This is a genomic window from Anaerocolumna cellulosilytica, from assembly GCF_014218335.1.
In the GTDB taxonomy this organism is placed as follows: domain Bacteria; phylum Bacillota; class Clostridia; order Lachnospirales; family Lachnospiraceae; genus Anaerocolumna; species Anaerocolumna cellulosilytica.
The window spans coordinates 2,443,155-2,465,025 of record NZ_AP023367.1 but is presented as its reverse complement, the minus strand read 5'-3'; the positions used below and the strand labels follow the sequence as shown (position 1 = coordinate 2,465,025).

The following is a 21,871-nucleotide window of genomic DNA, read 5'->3' as shown; positions in this document are numbered from 1 at the left end:
CTCCCTGTACCTATGCATTGATTCTTTTACCCTTTAATATTAAGCCATCTGCTGCTTCCTTCTTAATTTCAGCTTCTGTCTTACAACCTTCCTTTCTCTCCCCTAAATCCTTAAACCAATACGTTTTTTTATCAAAAGGATAGGGGGGGAGGGGTATTTTCCGGCCTTTATTCCAGAAATAAACCTTATTCCAGTCCACTTTACAGCCTAAGGTATAAAATTGTCCCAGTGCTTCGTTAATGGATTCCCGGCTGCTTTTATAAGAACGTAGTGTTGGTATCAGTTGAAAATCCTTTTTATCCTTTAGTATATCCTTGCACATATTAACCAAAGTCTGACCGCCCGCTATTTCAACGAAAACTCTATACCCCTTTTCATACAGCAGTTTTATACTGTCCATAAACTTCACAGGCTGTAGTAAATGCTTAACCAGATACTCGGCATGAAAGGTTTTATTCATAAAGATATCGGCATCAACATTTGATACGATTGGAATTGCTGGTTTTTTATATCCAATCGTATTTGCTAATGCTCTGAATTCCTCTGTAATGGAATTCATAATCGGTGAATGAAATGCATTTGATACAGCCAATCTAGTAACTTTTATGTTGTCCTTTGTTAATCGTTCCGCCAGTTCCCGTACCACATCCGAAGCCCCTGATATTACAACGTTATTCGCAGTATTGATTGCAGCAATACTTACACTCTTGGGAGAATACTCTTTTAAGTAGGTTTTAACCAAATCGACATCTGCAAAAACAGCATACATTTGCCCCTCTTCTTCTACACAATTCATAATCCGTCCTCTTTCTGCAATGAGTTTCATCCCATCTTCCAGAGAAAGTATTCCTGCTGTAACAGCCGCTACATACTCACCCACACTATGTCCCATAACAATATCCGGTCTAATGCCCCATTCCTTTAATAAGTTAGTTAACGCATACCCAAAGGAGAAGATAAGCGGCTGTGCTATATTGGTCTGGTTCAGTAAGGCAGCATCATATTCCTTTGCATATAATAAATCTGTTAGTTTATGATTAATGTATGGCATAAGTAATTGTTCACATTTATCCAGTGCTGACTTAAATACAGGTTCTGTCTTATAAAGTTCATATCCTGCCCCCTTATATTGAGATCCTTGCCCGGTATACATAAAAACCATGGGCTGTCGTTGTTTCACCTCATAACTGCTGCTCATAATACTCCCGCTACTATTCAATTGGTTTTGTATCATCTGGCCTAACTTAAGAAGCAGCTCTTCTTTGTTCTGAAAACATACGGCCACCGTATGACCCATCTGCTGCCTGCCGGTGGCCAGAGTATAGCATAGGTCATATGGCTCAATTTCTTTATTTTTCCGAATATAGGCAGTAATATCAGTTACATATTTTTGAAGTTGCTTCTGACTTCTTCCTGACAGGGTAAACAGACACGCTTTTTGGGTTAACTCTTTCCTGTGTTCTGGAGTTATATTCTGGGGTTCTTCTAATACAATATGTGCATTCGTTCCTCCAAAGCCAAAGGAGCTGATACCAGCTCTTCTTGGCGTTCCGTCTATGGTTTGCCAAGATGCAAATCTATCATTTACATAAATTGGTGAATCCGTAAAATTAATTTTTTTATTTGGCTTTCTAAAGTGTATGGTTGGAGGAAGAGAGCCATACTTCATAGCCAATATTACTTTGAGGATGCCTGCAATGCCTGAGGCTGGCTCCAAGTGTCCTATATTACTTTTCACAGAACCTATAGCGCAGAAAGCCTTTTTATCCGTATAACGCTTGAATGCTTCGGTAATTCCCCTTATCTCAATGGGATCTCCTAAGGAAGTCCCAGTTCCGTGATTCTCAAGATAGCTGATGGATTGTGGCTGAATTCCTGCCCTCTCCCATGTTTCACATAAAAGCTCAATCTGTGATTTGGCATTGGGTACTGTTAATCCGTTTGATTTACCATCTTGATTTACGCCGGTTCCCTTTATGACAGCATGGATTGTGTCTCCGTCTCTCCTTGCGTCGGTCAGGGGTTTTAGCAAGACAGCACCAACCCCCTCTGCTCTTACATAGCCATTGGCGGATTCATCATAGGTTTTACAATGGTAATCCTTTGCAATCATCCCTGCTTTTTCAAATATCGCTTGATTATCATAATCCAGCAAAAGATTTACACCACCCGCAATGGCAGCCTGGCATTCACCTGTCTTAAGACTCTGACAAGCCAAATGGATAGCTACTAAAGAGGAGGAGCAGGCTGTGTCAATTGCCATACTTGGTCCTTTCAAATTAAAGCTATACGATATCCGATTCGCAATAACCGATAAGGCATTGCCAGTTCCCATATAAGGGTTAAACTCCCCTTCTTCACTGATTAAATAAGAGTAGTCCTTATTACTTGCCCCGATAAAAACGCCCGTTTTTATCTCAGAAAGCTCTTTTCCGTTATATCCTGCCTGTTCTAAGGTCTCCCATACTACTTCCAACATAAGCCTTTGCTGTGGGTCCATATAATCTGCTTCTTTTCCGGAAATATTAAAAAGCAGAGGGTCAAAACTGTGGGCATCTCTAACATAGCCGGATAATACCTGCTTTAGGGCATCACTTTTTTCTGCTTTCCCATAAGTATAACGTTCTTTTGGCAAGGAAGAGATTCCGTCAAAGCCTGTTTTTAGATTCTCCCAGTATTCTGAAATGTTTTCACTTTTCGGAAATCTTCCGGCATATCCTATAACGGCTATATCCATTCCTTCCTGCCATTGCTTGTTAAAGGCCTTTTCTTCCGGCATAACATTTTCGAAATCATTAATAATCATAGCATCTTCTTTATATACTTGCTTTTGTTCGGTAATTCCTGCAACATCTTTTTTACTATCTTCCATGTTGTCTTCTATTTCCGAAAAATACCTTTGAAACTCCCTTGTATACTCTTTTGCAAGGTACAAAGAAAATTCCCTGATGGATGCAAAGTCAAATAAAATGGTTGGATCTAACTGTATGCCTGCCTTTTCCTCATACAAATTAACTGCCGATACTGCGAAGATGGAGTCAAAGCCGTAATCCATTAAGCTGGAATCTATATCAATCTGACTTTCCTTAAAGTTTAACTTATTAATGAGCTCCTTTGTAAAGATACCGCCAATCCGGTCTGTTAAAGCTTCTATGGAATAACTATCAGATTGTAAAACTTCCTCAGCTATAGTTTCTATCACTTCTGTATTAATACCATAAGAAGTATTAGCATCTTCCTCATTCGGACCGTCTTGTTCACTTGTGACTTTAAACTCCGTATAACCCTTATTGGTAAAATATCTTTCTTCATGAAATCCATACGCCGGCAGCGGAACCATGATTTTTTCTTCTTCTGTAAATAGATTCTCCCACTCTATTTTTTCGCCTGACAGATATATCTGTATTAATTTTTCTAATGTCTGTGCACGCACCATACTATGGGGGTTCTCTGTTTGAAGTCCAAGTAAAATTTCCGGTTCTAAAGTGTTGCTTCCGAACGTATTGGCAATTTTATTGGTCTTAACAACGGAATATCCGTATTGATTGTTACTCTGTTCACTTCTTACCGATAAGATATATTCCAGCTTATAAACAATTTCAGCCATATCCTTTGCCAAAAATACTATCCGATGCGAAAAATGTTTCCGCCTGGCGGTTAACGTATAGCTGATTCCGGCTATGAATTTCTCCATAGGCTGCTGTAAAAAGCGATACAATTTTTCCACATTATGGAATAAAGAGGCCGTATTCCCAGCTGACACTGTAAATAGATAGGATAATTCCTGATTCCTTACCGGCATATCCATGCATTCAGGTGCCTCTTCAAGGATTACATGAGCGTTGGTTCCGCCAAATCCGAAGGAACTGACGCCTGCCCTTCTTTTACCTACTATACCGGACCATGATTTAGCTTTATCCGGAAAATAAAAAGGTGAATCTGCTATTTCTATGTGATTATTAAGTTTATTAAAATGTAAGGAAGGAAATATTACTTTATTTTTCAATGACAAAATAACTTTAATAAGTGACGCAATCCCTGAAGCAGGCTCTAGATGCCCTATATTGGTCTTAAGGGAACCGACGGCACAAAATCCGTTTTTGTCCGTAAAGTCTCTAAACACAGTGGTCAAAGCTCTAAGCTCTATGGGATCCCCAAGGGGTGTTCCCGTGCCATGGGCTTCGATATAGGTTATGTCCTCCGGGTTTACCTCTGCCATTTTTAGAGCCTTTCTGATTACCTTTTCCTGCGCTAATCCATTAGGAGCTGTTAAACCGTTGGTATGCCCATCCTGATTAACCGCACTGCCTTTAATAACGGCTACTATATTATCACGGTCTAACAGTGCCTGCTTCAAGGGTTTTAATAAAACCGCCCCACATCCTTCTCCTCGTACATATCCATCTGCTGTATTATCAAAGGTCTTGCACTTTCCATCTCTAGATAACATGCCTGCTTCTTTGAATACTTTCGTTGTATTGTATGTGAGGATTAAATTGACGCCTCCGGCAATTGCCATCTCACAATTGCCAAGTCTAATATTTGCACAGGCTGCATCCACTGCTACCAGTGAGGAGGAACAAGCCGTATCAATTGAAAGGCTCGGACCCTTTAAATCGAAGAAATAGGAAATTCTGTTAGCTGCAATGGACAACGCGTTACCAGTTCCTACCTGAGAATGATGCTCTCCTGCAATCGTTTGATATTCATTGGTGCTTATTCCGATAAATACCCCTGTCTCAGAGCCCTGTATCCGGTTGGCATAGCCTGCTATTTCAACTGCTTCCCATGTAATCTTTAATATCTTCCGCTGCTGCGGATCCATTAATTCCGCTTCCTTTGGTGTTATATTAAAAAACAGCGGATCAAAATCATAGACCTTCTCTATATACCCTCCAAAGAAGTCTTCCTCCTTATCCTCCCTTTCACGTGGACTTAATCCCCGGTCTTTTGGAAACGGTTTAATTCCGTTATCGCCTTTTGCTAGTAACTGTAGAAAATCCTTTTCCTCGTCCATTCCTGGAAAGGTATAAGACATTCCTATAATGGCAATATCCTCTACATTATATAAATCCTTTTTATCATAGGTAGCATTTTCGTCATACATCCCTTTTTTGTCATGCGATTTCTCTTTGTCGTATATTTCCTTTTCTTCATATATCACATTGCAGGAATAAATGGGTTCATTCACAGCGGTTTTATAGAGAACACTTTCCTCAGATGTATCTATTTCTGCTGCTATAACCTTTGCTTCATTATCGATACTACTCTCTTTTACTTCTTCCAAGTAATTGGCTGCAATGTATTCAGATAAAAGCGCAATGTTAGGATAGTCATAAATAATGGTTGGATTAAAAGAAACCTTTAGCACCTCTTCTATCTTTTGAATTAATTCCACTCCAAGAATAGAGTCAATTCCAAGTTCAGAGAAACTGGTATCCGTACCTATATCCTCTTCTCCATATTCCAGGGTATTACATAAAAATTTTACTATATAGACGGCTATCTTTACTTTTGCCTCCTGTGGACTGATACTTCTATTCTCTGCATATGAAATGACAGCAGGCTCTTTTGCTGATGCAGCCTCCTCCTTTATAGGTTTGACACTTACATATTCTTCTAGATTCGCTGCAAGAACCTGCTTATACTGCCCTAAAAGGCTATATTCCATCACTTCCATTGCGGTTTGGTTTCTTATGGGTTTGACACCATTTGCCTTTTGTCTATCCACCAGATTGGTACCCATACCGATTTGTTCCCATAAAGTCCAATTGATTGAAATAATGTTGTGAGCACTTTTATATTTTGAAGCCAATGCATCCAGATAAGCATTAGCAGCGGCATAATCTCCCTGACCTAGATTGCCTGTTATAGCAGAGATTGAGGAATACCACACCATAAAATCCGGACGGTCCTTTACTAACAGCTTGCATAACAGCTCACCTCCAATCACTTTAGGTGCCATTACTTCCACCATATCCTCCCAAGACTTAAATATAATAATCCTGTCTTTTATAATGCCTGCCATATGAAAGACTCCATTGATTCTTCCATAGCTTGCTTTTACTAAATCAATGCTAGCTTTAACCTCTTCTTCTTTGGTAACATCACAAGTAAGTATTTTAACTTCACTGCCCAGTGCTTCTATTTCCTGAATTGCTTTTATTCTTTTACTGTCTCTGCTACTGCCTTGTATCGTATGCTCCCAATACTTTCTGTCCGGTAAGGCCGTTCTTGTTAAGAAGGCTAATTTGACTTGATATTGCTTTGCTAAATACTTACCGGTCTCTAAAGCAATGTCACCAAGTCCTCCAGTTATAAGATATACGCCGTTCGCCCTAATCTTTGAGGTTTTTTCCACTTCCTTTTTAAGAGGGTATACCCCTGATATGTACCTGTTACCTCCGCTATATAAAACATACTTATCAACACCATATATAATTTCTCTAACTGCACTAACACAATACAAGGATTCATTTATACCGCTTAAATCAAAATCAATACATCTTGCTTTCAGATTTTTAATTTCCAAATCCATTACTTTAGTTAATCCCCATAAGGAGGCACTTAACGGATTTACTTCTGTCTGTTTGTTCTCGATGTCCATGGCATCCCCGGAAATGGTAATAAAATCTATGGACTTGCCTGTATGATCTGCCAGGCTTTTCGCCAATTGAAATAATTCTCTGAGTGCAGTACTTTCCTCTCCGTAAAAACAAGCTTCTGAGATTAGAGGGTTGCCTTTAGTATCAGAAACCCCATTATAGATAATTCCTTTTATGTCCGCATATTCCTGCTTTAACCTTTCCAAAAGATGTCTTTTGTTATCTGTTGCAGAAAGTCTGATACAATTCTGTCCATGGCGATAGAATTCTTTGATAAGGGACGCTGTCCATGGGGTGTCCGAAGAAAATACCAGCCATTTACCAGATTCAGGTCTTGCCCTTTTATATGCCTCCAGATTCATCTTTTCCCACCGCAGTCCATATAAGAAACGAAACGTATCTTCAGACAATGTGATTTTCTTATCTGTCTGCGGGTATTTTTGCTTTTTCATCACTGTAAAATCTTCTATGGCAATTAGCCTTTTACCATCTAAACTGTATATATTGATATCACATTTTATATTAGATGAGACATTACCAGCTTCTTCTTTTATCTTCCCATAGCATATGTAATCTTTTTCTTGCAGCTTTCCAAAAAATGCAATGCTTTGATAATAAAAAGGAAAATAAGTCTCTGCTGTGTCCTCTTCTTTTAAGAGCGAGGCAGCGATTATAGATTGTAACCCACTGTCTAACATTCCCTGGTGGCAGTGGAAATAGGCTAAGGGTTTTTGTTCCTCCAAATGCAAATAGGTAACAAAGCTATTTTGACTGATAAGGATGGATTGTATGCCTTTAAAGGAGTTACCGTAATCCATTCCTATACCTTCATAGGCTCTATAGATTTCCTTACCTTCTATCGCCTTTGCATTCTCAGTGTCTGTATCCTCTATCCTCCCGACAGGTAAAGGCTCCTGTAGTTCTGGCTTTAGAAAAATAGCCTTTCCCGTAACACATTTTGTCTTTTTGGAGTCTTTCCCCTCATAAGCTCTGCGGTAAATTGAAAAGTCTATCCCCTTATTACTTTCTTCACATTCGATTAATAATGCACCATCTTTTAAGTGTTCATAGGTAATCCTGTCTAAGATTGTTACCGCTTTAAATACAGATGGTAATTTCTCATAATATTTTTCTAGCAGGAACAGCATAATATCCACGTATCCGGTAGCAGGCATGATTTGCTCATTTTGTACTTTGTGTTGACTAAAAAGCTGATTTAAGGTAGTATTTTGTTCCAGTTTAAAACTTCTGAGATTCTCATCTTGTTTTAATATCCTGATATCATATACTTCCTCTTTCACGCTAGCTCCCCTTACATCCCATAAATCAGGTTGAGAAGATTCGCTCAATTTCACACTATCCTTCTTTTCAGCTTTCTGAAGCCAGAAGCTTTTCTTTCTAAAAGGATATAAGGGTAACTCCACCTTTTTAGCCCTATGCTGTTCATATACACAACGCCAATCAATATCTGCACCCATTGCATATAAGTAGGTAAGAATCTGGGCATACAGATTACACGACTTTTTAGTGATTTCATCTTCTTCTGCCGCATATTTGTTAGTTGGCATATACGTATTTGTATCACTGCTTTCTGCACCTGTAAGATACCCTAAGTATATGGTACAATCTGTATCTTCACGCCATCCTTCTCTTAATGCCTCCCTTATTTCATTCATTTTCCCGGTACTCTCTGCCTTATCCTTTAGGAGTAATAAAACAGCCTCTTCCACATCCAGAAAACCAGTTAGACAAGCTGCTGTGTATACCCCCTCTTCCTCGCAACCTATTGCAGCAGGAATTATTTTCACAGCTTCCAGAAGTTTCCCTAAAGCATATTCGTAAACAAATGCCATGAATCGCCAAACCTGTTCATCCTTCGTCTTTTGTTCCCTCAGAAACCACTCTTTTTCCTTTATGTATTTCAAAAAGCTAATACCATGTTTCTCAAGAACCTTAGAGATGCTGTCAATAATGGCTTGGTACCGTTCTACCTCTTGGTACAGTTGTACCATTATTTTTGCACAAGTCTCCTTTTTTAAATTACCGGTACACCAAAGTGATATTTTAAGTACATTTTGCTTTTCTCCATAGTAATAGGAACCGGTATCCTGCATACCCTGAACGAAATTCCCTAATGCTTCAATTGCCTGATTTTTAGTATCCGCAACTAGTGCCAAACGATACTCATAATGGCCTCTCCCGGTACCGGCACTATAACATATATCCTGTAAGTCATAAGAGTTATCTGTCTTCAACAATTCCTTATAGGAGACGGCAAGCTCTTCTAACCCTTCTTTATGTTTTGCAGAAAGGGTTAAGATATTATATGAATCCCTTTTTCTATCTTTTAGTTTCGCTTTCTTACTTACAGGTGCTTCCTCCAAAATAATGTGTGCATTGGTTCCTCCCATACCAAATGAACTAACTCCTGCCCGCCTTGGACCCTCACATTTCCATTCCCCTAACGTATCGTTAATATAAAATGGTGAGTTAAGTATATCTATAAACGGATTAAGCTGGTTGAAATGTATGGTGGGAGGCAATTCCTTATGCTGCATAGAAAGAATAACCTTAATGATTCCGGCTATACCGGCTGCTGATTCTAAATGCCCGATATTTGATTTTAAAGAACCGATTCCACAATAGCCTCTTTTTTTTGTCTCTCTTTGATAAGCAGCAGTAAGTGCCCGTATCTCCACCGGATCTCCTAACACAGTACCCGTTCCATGCGCCTCAATATAGGAGATATCATCTGCCGTTAAACCTGCATTCGCAAGAGCCCCATTGATAACCATTTCCTGAGCCTTAGCATTTGGTGCCGATACGTTGTTGGCTTTTCCGCCATGATTCACTGCTGACCCTTTAATAACCGCAAATATTTTATCCGAATCCTCTAAAGCCTTCTTAAGGGGCTTTAGCAAAACCATTCCGTAACCTTCCCCCGGAACATAGCCGTCCGCCTGTTTATCAAACGTTTTACATTTCCCTTCCAAAGAAAAGGCCTGCAACTTACTTCCACTTAGGTAATATATCGGGTTAAAGACCGCCATAACACCCCCTGCCAATGCCTGTGTACACTCACCGTTTAATATACTTTTGCAAGCCAGATGGACAGCAACCAAAGAAGAAGAACACTGGGTGTTAACCACCATAGATGGCCCGTTAAAATTCAGAAAGTAAGACAATCTGTTAGCAAGCATTGCCTCGTGATTCCCTAGTGGTGTAAAGGTATTAATATAGGGAATTTCTTCTTTATATTGGGTATGCGCTACTCCCACAAATATCCCGGTATCACTTCCGCTCAGACAATCCCCTGCATATCCTCCTGATTCCAGTGTATGATATGCTCCCTGTAATAAAAGTCTCTGCTGCGGATCCATGTCTTTTGCTTCTTTCGGAGATATATTAAAGAACTCCGGATCAAAGAGTTCTACCGTTTTTAATAAACCGGTTCTTTTAAGATAGGTTTTATTTTCTGCTTTTTTATCACAATTGTAATAGGTTTCCAAATCTAGTCTGGAAGCCGGAATATCTGTTACGCAGTCCATACCCCTTTTAAGATTATCCCAAAAAATCTCCAGATTTTCTGCTTCCGGAAATTGCCCTGCCATACCGATAACAGCAATATCATTAGTACTTGTTCTCTGCCACTCACTTTGGTCTTTTTCCACATCAGAGGATATCATAGGTTGTGCCACCGGGACTTTTACCGTATCTGTTTTTTCCTTACAAAGATGCAGTTTATCCCCATATTCTTCTGTTAAAAACTCCGCCAGTTTCTCAATGGACTGATATTCAAAGAAAGCCGAAGGAACGAAGGTTATGTGAAATTCCTTTTCTATCTCAGAAGCGATATAGATTAAGGAGTTAGAATCAAGTCCCATATTCAAAAAGGTATCTGTAGCAGTGATGCTATCTGATGTTACTGTTGAAACCTTTGCGATCATCTGCATTAACAAATGTTCAACTTTATCTTTTGCCTTAACAGTTTGGAATATCTTATATTTTTCTTCTCTGATAGGTTTTGGTGATAGTATTACATCTTCCTTGCTAACATTGCCAATGGACTCTTGCTGTTTTTTAACGTTAAAAGGGTAGGTCGGCAATGCAATACGTCTTCTTTGATATCCTTTATCATACACCTCGTACTCTAATGTGACACCTCTTACATACAACGAAGCCATTGCTTCCTGTATTGTATGCCAGTCCGGTACCCCTCTGACTAGAGTCGGCATAATACATATGTCTTTCTTATTTATTATCTTCTTAGCCATATTACTTAGTATATTACCTGCTCCGACTTCTAAGAGTATCTCCATCTCCTCTGCTTCACAGATCTTTATGGCTTTATAAAAGTTTACAGGTGCAAGCACATGCTGTAACCAGTATTCTTTTGAAAGGATTTGGCCTTTTATCCGTTCTCCCGTTACGCCATTTATAATCGGTATCTGATTCTCTCTAAAGTCCACTTCTTCTAATATCTTCTCATAGTCTCTTAGCATGGGAAGCATCATAGGAGAATGAAATCCGTGGGATACTTCAAGATACACAGCACGTATCTTCTCGGCCTCTGCTTTTTTGATAAGTACTGCAATCGTTTCCTGCTCACCCGAGATGACGGTATTCGTCTCCCCATTGTGCGCACCGATGGATACCGTTTTCTGTTCTTCTTCTGTTAACTCCTTAAGGAAGTCTTCGGCCCTTTCTCTGCTGCACATAAGTGCTGCCATAGCTCCTCGTCTGCACTTTTCCTGCATCAGCTTTCCCCGCCAGGTAATTAACTTTAAGCCGTCTTCCAAACTAAAAGTTCCGGCGATGCAGGCGGCTGCATATTCTCCTGCACTGTGTCCCAGTACCGCCTCTGGTGTTACGCCAAAAGCCATCCACATCCTGGCAAGAGCATAGGATACTGCAAAGGTAACAGGCTGGGTTACTGCGGTTTCTTTTAGAACTGTACCATCCGATTCATATAGTAAGGCTAGTAAGGAGGTTCCGCTCAGTTGGTTGAATATCCGGTCACACGAATTCAGTGCTTCTTTGAACACCGGCTGTCTCTCATATAGTTCCTTTGCCAGATTCGAATACAGAGCACCTTGTCCCGTGAATAAAAAGGTTACCTTACCGGGTGTCTTACATTCTCCGGTAAGAAACTCTATACCTTTTAACTTTTCTTTTAGCTCCCTGGTATCCGAACAAATCAGAGCTAATCTGTTATCAAAAAAACGCCGGCTTGTTCCGGTGGTATAGCATATGTTTCCTAAGTTTTCGCTCTCCCTCTTTGCTAAGTAATTGGCATACGTTTCGGCTGCTTTTTCTAATGCTTCACCAGACTTGGCAGATAATAAAAATAGTTGTCTGCTTCTGTCATTCTCTTCCTGATCCAGATACTGATTCTCCCTGCCCTCTTCCAGTATCATATGACAGTTGGTTCCGCCAAAACCAAAGGAGTTTACACCGGCTCTTCTTACTCCCTGAACCGGCTTCCAGTCTTCTAAATATGCCGCAGGATAAAAAGGAGAATCTACAAAATTAATTCTGGGATTTGGCATATCTATGTTTTGTGTAGGGGGTATCTTTTTATAATATAAAGCTAGAATAACCTTTATCAGGCTTGCTATGCCTGCTGCCGTATCCAAATGTCCTATATTGGTCTTAACGCTTCCTAAAGCACAAAAGGATTTCTTGTCCGTATATTCATTAAATGCTTTTGCAAGGGCTCTTACCTCAATGGGATCTCCAATCATGGTTCCCGTTCCATGTGCCTCAATTAAGGAAATCGTTGCTGCGTCCACCTTAGCATCTTGTAAAGCCCTTTCCAGGACTTGCTGTTCTGCATCCAAATCCGGTGTTGTCTCTCCGATGGTGTACCCATCATTATTGACGGCAGAGCCTTTAATAACCGCATATATAGTATCCCTGTCTTTTATTGCCTTATTTAACGGTTTCAGAACAACAATTCCGACCCCTTCTCCAGGTACGAATCCCTCTGCCCTTCTATCAAAGGCATAGCATTTTCCATTCTTAGAGAGTGTTTGATTCATTAGGTTAAGTGATATATAAGTATCTGCATTCACACATAAGTGAACACCTCCTGCAATTGCCATGTCACATTCTCCTGCTAAAATACTCTTACAGGCATAATGCGTACTTATTAAAGAGGAGGAACAAGCAGTATCATATACCAAACTGGGCCCTTTTAGATTAAAGTAATTGGATATACGAGCGGCATTAAAATTCCCCAGAGTACCAGTTAATCGAACCCGGGCATTCTTATGTTCATCTGCTGTTACCGGCTCATACTTTCCATCTCTGGCACCAATAAAAATTCCGGTGTTACTTCCTGAGAAACTTTTATGACAATACCCTGCATGTTCGATTCCTTCCTGTACCACCTCAAGCAGCAGCCGCTGTTGGGGGTCAATAAGGCAGGCTTCCTGGTTGGAGATATCAAAAAAGGCAGCATCAAAGTTCTCTATCTCTTTAAGAAATCCACCAACTCTGCACATCGAAGAAGTAGGTTTGATTCCCTTCTTCTCAAGCTCATGATTAAAATCCCAACGTTCTTTTGGTATGGCCTTTATACAGGATTTGCCCTCACTTAAAATATCCCAATAAGCATCCATTGTGTCTGCATTGGGAAAACGGCAGGAAAGTCCGATAACAGCTATCTCATTATTCCCTTCCTCTATACCGGAGGTTTCCTTACCTTTTTTCTCATATATCATAGAATAGGCTTTATCAGGAGTTAATTTGCCCTCTTCAAGCTCTGCTAATATAAGTTCAATATTTTTCAGCATTGTCGTTCACCTCCCTCTAAGTGCAACAGTGCATTGAGAGCTACTGTTTTATTCGTTACTCCCTCTGCCACCTCTTTTAGGATAACCATTCTTCGTTCCTTGATGGTTCGCTGCTCTTCCTGGTTTTTATGAATCGGAACATTTATTGGTTTTATATCATCGGGTACCGGCTTACCATAATTCTCACTTAAGTAACCGGATAACTCTTCTACGGTTTTATACTCCATAAATATAGAATGTGGTAATGCTATATGTAAGTTCTCTTCTATGGCCTTTACTGCATCTGCTATTAGTAACGAATCCAATCCATAGTTCCTAAAATCCAAATGAATATTAACTTCTTCCTCTTTCAAAGTTAATAGTTTGGATAATATGCCCGTTAATAAAAGTGTCATATCCTGATAGGATTTATGAGGCTGCATCTTGTACTTACTTTTTGAGGAATCCTGCTTATTATCAGAAAGAAGTTCCATTTCGACTCCCATAAGAACCTCTTCGGTGTCTTTCTTACCGGAAAGCTCTTCTTTCCTACGAGACTCTTCCATACTTTGAGCCTCTTTCTGTTTTGTAGAAGGAATAAAATAACTTTTTTTCTGAAATGGATATGCTGGAAGTACTACCCGGTTGCATGTTTCATTCCGGTAATAAGCTAACCAGTCCAGTTCATAACCTAAGGTAAAGGCCAGGGCTGCCATGTGTGATAAGGTATAACTAGTTGTATCCCATAGTTTTATAAAGGTATCTTCCAGCGGTTTGGTATTGATATGAATCATATTCTCATTAAATACAAATACATTTTCTATTTGCCTATCTCTTAAATACCCCATAGATGCTCCCTGTAGTCTTCCATCTTCCATAATTACTGTCTTTTTTAAATTAAGTGTTATACACGCCTGCTCTTGATGATGCAAAATTGTAATTGCTTCTATTAAGGTAGTGGTATCAGTTAATACACTCGCCAGTAATTTTTGAGATTCAGATACTATATAAACTGACGGCTCTAGGCCCAATTGTTTCAGAGTTTTAATCTTTATATAGCCTGTGATAAAAGATAGCCAGTCCCAACTGTATTGCTCCTGATTTATAAGCTCCTCAAGGCTTTTACCTGTAATCTGAGATATAATCTCTTCCACCTCGTTGCATAGTAGAAATACATCAAAATCCTTTAAGCTTTTCAGCTCCCCTTGCTTATTATGATTATGTACCTCTTGATTTAACATAACTGCGAATCGTTCTGATTTGCTGCTATTGTCACCATACATAATATACTGAGAATCTGCCATACTCTTAATGCCCTTTTGTACGGTTCGTTCTAATTTTTCTTTTAGAACAGGAAGCGATTCCGCAACAAAACATGCCTTATATTCATACATATCCCTTCCGGTATTGAGTGAATAACAGATATCTTTTAGTGATACATAAGAATTCTTTTTAACAAACCGAAAAAAATCTTTTATCATCTCCTCTAAAGCACCCTGACTTCTTGCAGACAAAGCCAATACCTGTGGTTTTTTTTCATCTTCCCTTACTATCTCCTTAATCTCTTGTATATGCTCAGAAAGTACTACATGACAGTTGGTTCCGCCAAAACCAAAAGAACTAACGGCAGCATATCTTTTTTTAGAGTTGCTATCCCAGTGTTTTAGTTTGTCATTGATATAAAAAGGAGACGAAATAAATGGGATATGGGGATTTTGTTTATTAAAATGAAGGCTTTTAGGAAGCTCCTTGTGCTGAAACATTAATATGGTTTTTATCAATCCTGCCATCCCTGCACAAGCTTCCAAGTGTCCGATGGAGGTTTTAGCCGTACTGATTGCACAAAATGATTTTTTGTTCGTATAAGCACCGTATGCCTGTGACAAACCCCGTATTTCCACCGGATCCCCCAAAGCGGTTCCTGTGCCATGTGCCTCAAAATAACTGATATCTTCCGGATGTATTCCTGCTTTTTTGATTGCTTCAAGTATTACTTCCTTTTGACCGTTCGGATTGGGAGCACTAATTCCGACTTTATCGTTGCCGTCATGATTAACTGCAATTCCTTTTATTACGGCATATATTAAATCACCCTCTGAAACCGCTTTATCATATGGCTTTAATAGTACTGCCCCTACGCCCTCTCCTCTTACATATCCATCTGCCGCTGCATCGAAAGTTTTGCATTTTCCCTCACTGGATAACATCCCTGCTGCTTTAAACACTTGAAACGAATCTGTAGTAAAGTAAAGTTGAACCCCACCTGCAACCGCCATATCTACTTCCTTATTCTGTATTGCTCTGCAAGCAATCTCCAAGGCTACCAAAGAAGAGGAACACGCTGAGTCAACTGCCATACTGGGGCCCTTCAAATTTAGTAAATAAGATACCCTGTTAGCGATTACACAAAGAGAATTTCCAAGACCCATGTAGGGACTTGTAATTCCACTGTTTTCACATAGCTTTTTATATTCTACCTGACTTGCCCCTACATAGACCCCCACCTTTTTGTGCTTAAGCCTTCTCTGGCTATAACCGGCCATATCAAGAGTCTTAAAAACACTTTCCAGAAAAAGTCTTTGCTGTGGGTCAATAAACACAGTCTCAGTGGGTGATATATTAAAGAATAGAGGGTCAAAAAGGTCTACCCCTTCCAAAAAACCTCCAAGAATATCAGCCTTAGAAGCATCCGGGAATCTGCTAAGAGGTGGTGTAGTAATGGAATTGATGCCGCATTTTAGATTCTCCCAGTAACGATCCGTATCTTTTGCACCAGGAAACATCCCTGAAAATCCGATGATTGCTATGTCTGTTGATTCTAAAGCAGCTGTATCTTCTTTTATTATTTCTTCTTTACTCTTTTCATCTATGACGATTTCTTTTTTACTTTTTTTTTCTTTTACTGTATCCATTTTTACTGTATTTTCTTTGTACACTTCCATGGATTTTACATCTGCTGCCGTATACGTTACCTGTGCAGTAGTACCATCTGTTGCTGTCACCGGTTTTGAGTTCCTTGGCGTTCCAAAAGACTCCCAATGGTTTTCCAAAAGGTAGGCTGTTAATTCCTTTATTGTTGAATACTCAAATAATAGCGTGGGGTAAAGTTCCTCTTTTATCCGTTCCCCCACCCAGGTTGTAAAATCAACAATAGAAACAGAATCCAGACCAAGCTCCATAAAGTTAACAGAACTGTTAATGTCTTCTGTACCAACATCCAAAATCTCTGCAACCTTTTCTGTTAACTCCTTTTCAAGTGCGAGTTCCAGTTCTTCCCTATCTACTGACCCTGCTTCTAACTTCTCCTCCCTTTCCCCCTTTGTGTCCTTTTCTTCTACGCTTGCTTTAAGCGCTTCAATAGGGTTATTAAAAGCAATCACCTGACTAACAGAAAGCTTTAATATTTGCTCAAGTGCTTCAAATCCACCTTCAATTGAATAAGGGGTAAGCCCTATGCTTTTTTTGGCATCAACTTGTCCACTGCGTGCTCCCATTCCAACAGAATCCCACATGGTCCAATTAATTGCTATGGCTTTTATGCCCAGATTCGTGGTTATGTAGTCTGCGTAATCATCCATAAAACCATTGGCAGCAGCATAGTCTGCCTGACCGACACTTCCAAAAAAGGACGCTATACTGGAAAATAATATGATAAAGGAGGGGTTGAAGCTTTTAAAAGCTTCTGTTATGTGTATACTGCCCCGTATCTTTGGCGCACAAACTTTCCCGATATCGGCAATAAATTTATTCTTTATCAGGGAATCTCTAAGTACTCCAGCCAAATGAAAGATGCCGTCTACATGCCGTTTAGTTAATAGCTGGTCACAAAGAGTCTCAATCTGAGCTTCCTTTGAAACATCGAGATTAATAATATCAATCCATGAACCATTCCGATTCATTTTCTGTAAGGCCCTTATTCTCATAGCGGTCTCATCTTGCTCTGCTGTTTTTTCAAGAACCTTCTGCCACGTACTTTTGTCAGGAAAACTACTCCTGCTAATCAGAATTAAATCTGCACCATACTTTTCAGAAATATATTCTGCCAGTTGAAAGCCGATTCCGTGCAGTCCTCCGGTAATGATATAAGTACCATCTTTTTTTATTTCTATTCCCTCAATTAAATATTGGCTTTTTTGAACCGGCTCAAGCGATTGTACCTTTCTCCTGCCTCCTAAGTACTGAATCATGCTATCCGTATCTTTATTGTTAATTTCCTTTATAATATATTCATACAAACCTTCTGTGGTATCTGCTTGTAAAAGCTTAAATCTTATATTTACATATTCTCTTTGTGCTGATTTCATAAAGCCTGCAATAACGGATTTCGTTGTATCAAACATAGAAGCATTGCCGGAATCCTCAACAGATACTGAAATTATCTCCGTTACGTTATTATTCGGTATCTTCTCTATTGCTTGAAGCAACCGGGTAAAGTCTGCTAATACCTCTTCCGAACAAGTAAAATACTTATCACGTTCCCGGCTTATATCCGAAACATATGTCTTTGGTAAAAGGTTAATTATTTTAATATTTTGAAAGCCTTCTCCCTTTACCTTATCAAACAACAGCGTGTAATGTGAAGCAGATTGAAAGTCCATTTCTACTGTCTGTCCATTCATTTCCTTGTAATCTTTGCCCTTGCAGCAGCAAATTACAGGCACAGTATGCGCATGAAAGCCCTTAATAATACGTTGTATACTGGTATCATTATCTCCGAATAAAACTACCGAATAGGACTCCTTACTCCCCATTATGTCAGTTGGTTTTTCTATGTATTTGGGTATATAGAAATACCCTTTGCCCATAATTTCACTTAAGGAAGTACTGGTACTTGTTTTTTCCCTTATCTTTTTAAAGGCATGCTTTGTAATTCTTAAATTCACATTTCCTGCCATATCAGTTATTACAACATCAACGGTAAGCACTTCCTTGCTATTACCCGTCATAGTTAAAACACTATACCCTTCACAGGGTAATGGCTGTTGCATTCTGACTTGATTTACAAAAAAGGGTATATAGGCGTCCTTTTGGCTCTCTTGTTTTAGTCCTATAATAGATTGCAGACCCCCATCAACAAAACCGGGATGATACAGGTGTTCTTTATCATTCATACGTTCCGGAATTTTTAGTTTTGCAATTACCTGATTATCCTTCGTCCAAACTTTTTCAATACTTTGAAAAGTGTCTCCATAATCAACACCCTTTTGACTAAACTGATTGTATAATTCCTTAACTGTATAGTCCGACTCCTTAAATTCTCTGATAAGACCTTCTACATCTAGGTATTCCTCTGCCGCATGCTGCTCAAAATCAATCGTACCGCTGGCACAAAGTTTCCAGTCTTTTTTCAGATCAGTGCAATAGAGTACCTTGAAATTACCGCTAGTCTCTTTCTCATAGTTAATTTTAATATGTAATTGATTTCCGGTCGTAAGTGCAAGTTGAGAAATATGTTTTATCTGCTTTAAGCCGGTTACCTTCCTTTTGTATTGCAGGGTCGCATTTCGCATAACCACTTCCCATAAGGCAGCTCCCGGAAATATCTTATTTTGCTTTACGATGTGATCTTCCAATAATGGATTGTTTTTACTGATACTCTCTATTATCTCTTCATTTGTTTTAACCTGCTTCAATCTGACTGATCTGTGCTGCTCTATCCAACAGGTCTCTTTTACTAGAGGACAGGTTGGTATTCTTTCCGTTCTTACCTTACGATACTCAAGGTTTTGGAATTCAATATTAACGCCTCGGGTAAATAACTTCGCAGCTGCTCGGTATATTGTCGCTACATCATCATTTTTTCTATCCAGCGTGTGAAGGATGTGTGTTCCATTTTTATCTCTTATTATGTCTTTCATCATACTGGATGCTGTTGTACCGGGCCCAACTTCCAGAAAAATATTGACACCGATAGAAAGAGCTGTTTCTATGCTTTTTTCAAACATTACTCTCTGTATCAAATGTCTGCCCATATATTCTTTGTCCAAGGTACCCTTCCTTAACAATTCTCCGGTAACATTACATATGAATGGAATATTAACAGGATGAAATGACAGGTTGTTAAGCATTTGCATATACTCTTGCAGTATTGGTTCCATAAGCAGGGAGTGAAAAGCATGTGAAACATTTAATTTAGTACAGCGTACTAACCTGCTTTGTAATAACAAAACCATCGAATCAATAACTTGGTTGTCCCCTGATACAACCGTATTTGACGGACTGTTAATTGCAGCAATGGATATTTGTTTCTTCTCTTCTTCCGTCAGCTCCTGTATGATTTCTTCTATCTTGCTATACTGTTCGCGGGCAATTAACATGCTTCCGGTCTGCGGTAATTTTTGAATCAATGCTCCTCGCATACAAACCAAGGCAATTGCATCCTTTAGGGTGAGAATTCCTGCTATACAAGCAGCCACGAATTCACCAACGCTATGTCCAAGAACGACTTTCGGTTTTACACCGCATTTTAAAAAGACTTGTGCCAACCCATAGCATATAGTGAATAGAGCGGGCTGTGTAAAACATGTCTGGTTTAGCAGTTCCTCTTTTTCTTTCTGAAAGATTACTTCTTTTAAAGAAACCTTCAAATGAGGAAAAGCATATCCGTCACACAAATCAAACGCTTTTTTGAATTCGGGTAGTGTATGATACAACCTTTTTGCCATATGACTGTATTGGGAGCCTTGTCCTGGAAATACCATGGCAACAGAAGGAGTCACATTCTCTCTCTCTTCCTCCGTACATACCCCATACTGGCTGCCGTCATTATTCTCTGGATTTTCTGCAAATTTTAACTTATCTATCGCCTCCTTTTTATTCTTTATGTAAAAGGCTGCACGAAAGGGAAGAAATTCTCTTGCGGTATTTGCTGTATAACAAAAATTTTTAAGTTGAATAGCAGGATTAGTTTCTAATATTTTTCGATAAAGATAGCTCAATTTACTGAGATTTAATGCATTTTCTGCTGAAAGAGTCAACAGATAATCCCCTTCCTCTTTGGCGTCTATATCTTCTTTAGGCATGCTGCTATTTTCTTCCATAATAACATGGCAATTTGTTCCTCCAAAACCAAAAGAACTAACAGCTGCTCTTCTTATCTTTCCAATGGGTCTAAAATCCGTTAAGGCAGTGACTGGATAAAACGGCGAACTCACCAGATTTAACCTTGGATTTGGGGTATCACAATGCAAGGTAGGGACTAGCTTTTTGTAATACAAGGAAAGAACTGCTTTTATAAAGCCAGCGATACCTGCCGCAGTATCCAGATGACCAATATTGGTTTTCACCGAACCAATCGCACAAAAACTCTTTCTGTCTGTGTATTCCTTATAGAATTCACTTAGTGCTTTTATTTCAATCGGGTCACCTATTAACGTCCCTGTTCCATGGGCTTCCATATACGAAACTTCCATCGGATGTACTTTTGCTTTCTTATAAGCTTGTCTTAGAAGTTCCTTCTGTCCTTCAAAGTTAGGGGTAGTAATCCCCATTGTATGACCGTCGTTATTAACCTCTGACCCGGATATAACAGCATAGATAAAATCTCCCTCTAAGAGAGCTTTATTCAGAGGTTTTAAGAGGACTGCTCCCCCTCCTTCACCCGGTACAAATCCATCTGCACGTTTATCAAAGGCATAACACCTTCCACTTTGAGAAAGTGCTTTTGCATCACTAAGTGTTACATAGGGCACTGGCGTTATTTTTAAGTCTATCCCGCCTGCCAAAGCCATATCACATTCCTGATTTTTTAACATATTACAAGCATAATGTATTGCTACCAAAGAAGAGGAGCAGGCGGTATCTATGGCCAAGCTGGAGCCTTTTAGATTAAAGTAATCAGAAACCCTGGTAGCTATAAAATTCGTTATAGATCCGGTAATGCTTTTAGGTGACCCGATTTCATCCTCTGATGTATCATATCCACTTTTTCTGGCACCTACGATAACACCTGTTTTTGTTCCCGATAGCTTTTTCTTTGAATAACCTGCTGTTTGAAATGCCTCACAAGCTATCTCTAAAAAAATTCTTTGCTGGGGATCAATATATTTAGCCTCTTCTTTGTCTATCTTAAAAAAACCAGTTGGAAATTCCTTGATATTCTCAATAAAACCGCCCCATTTAGAATAGCTTTTACCTGACTGCTGTAAATTTTCGCTATAAAATTCCTCAAAGGGATACCTTTCTTTCGGAAATTCTGTAATGCAATCCGCACCTTCCTCTAAACGTTGCCAAAATTCTTCCGGGTTATCAGCTCCTGGAAATCTGAGCGCTATGCCTATAACTGCTACTTTATTATCATTATCACAAGGTAGCTCTGACTTTACGGAAGTGCTCTCACAAATGGTTTGTGAATAAGCTGTTCTCACTTCATTCAGCAGGGACAATGCCCCCTCCGCATCAATACTTTTATTTTCCAACATTTTAAGTACGGCATTAATTATATTTTCCATATAAATACCCATGCCCTTTCCGAAACCTGCAAACTTTAGC

2 protein-coding genes are annotated in these 21,871 nt (G+C 39.3%); both read right to left on the bottom strand.

Going from position 1 to position 21,871, the window contains the following annotated elements; translation table 11 throughout:
- Positions 1-10: 10 nt before the first annotated feature.
- Positions 11-13,402, bottom strand: a complete 13,392-nt coding sequence (locus tag acsn021_RS09935) for a type I polyketide synthase (RefSeq protein WP_184093346.1) — start codon at positions 13,400-13,402, stop codon at positions 11-13.
- Positions 13,396-21,831 carry a type I polyketide synthase gene (locus acsn021_RS09930; RefSeq protein WP_184093347.1) on the bottom strand — a complete coding sequence of 2,812 codons (8,436 nt, stop codon included), beginning with the start codon at positions 21,829-21,831 and terminating at the stop codon, positions 13,396-13,398. Before acsn021_RS09930 ends, acsn021_RS09935 begins: the two co-directional genes overlap by 7 nt.
- Positions 21,832-21,871 lie beyond the last annotated feature (40 nt).

Bases quoted from the DNA above. Each gene is read 5' to 3' on its own strand.
- acsn021_RS09935 (WP_184093346.1), bottom strand. From the start codon at position 13,402: ATGCTGAAAAATATTGAACTTATATTAGCAGAGCTTGAAGAGGGCAAA.
- acsn021_RS09930 (WP_184093347.1), bottom strand. From the start codon at position 21,831: ATGGAAAATATAATTAATGCCGTACTTAAAATGTTGGAAAATAAAAGT.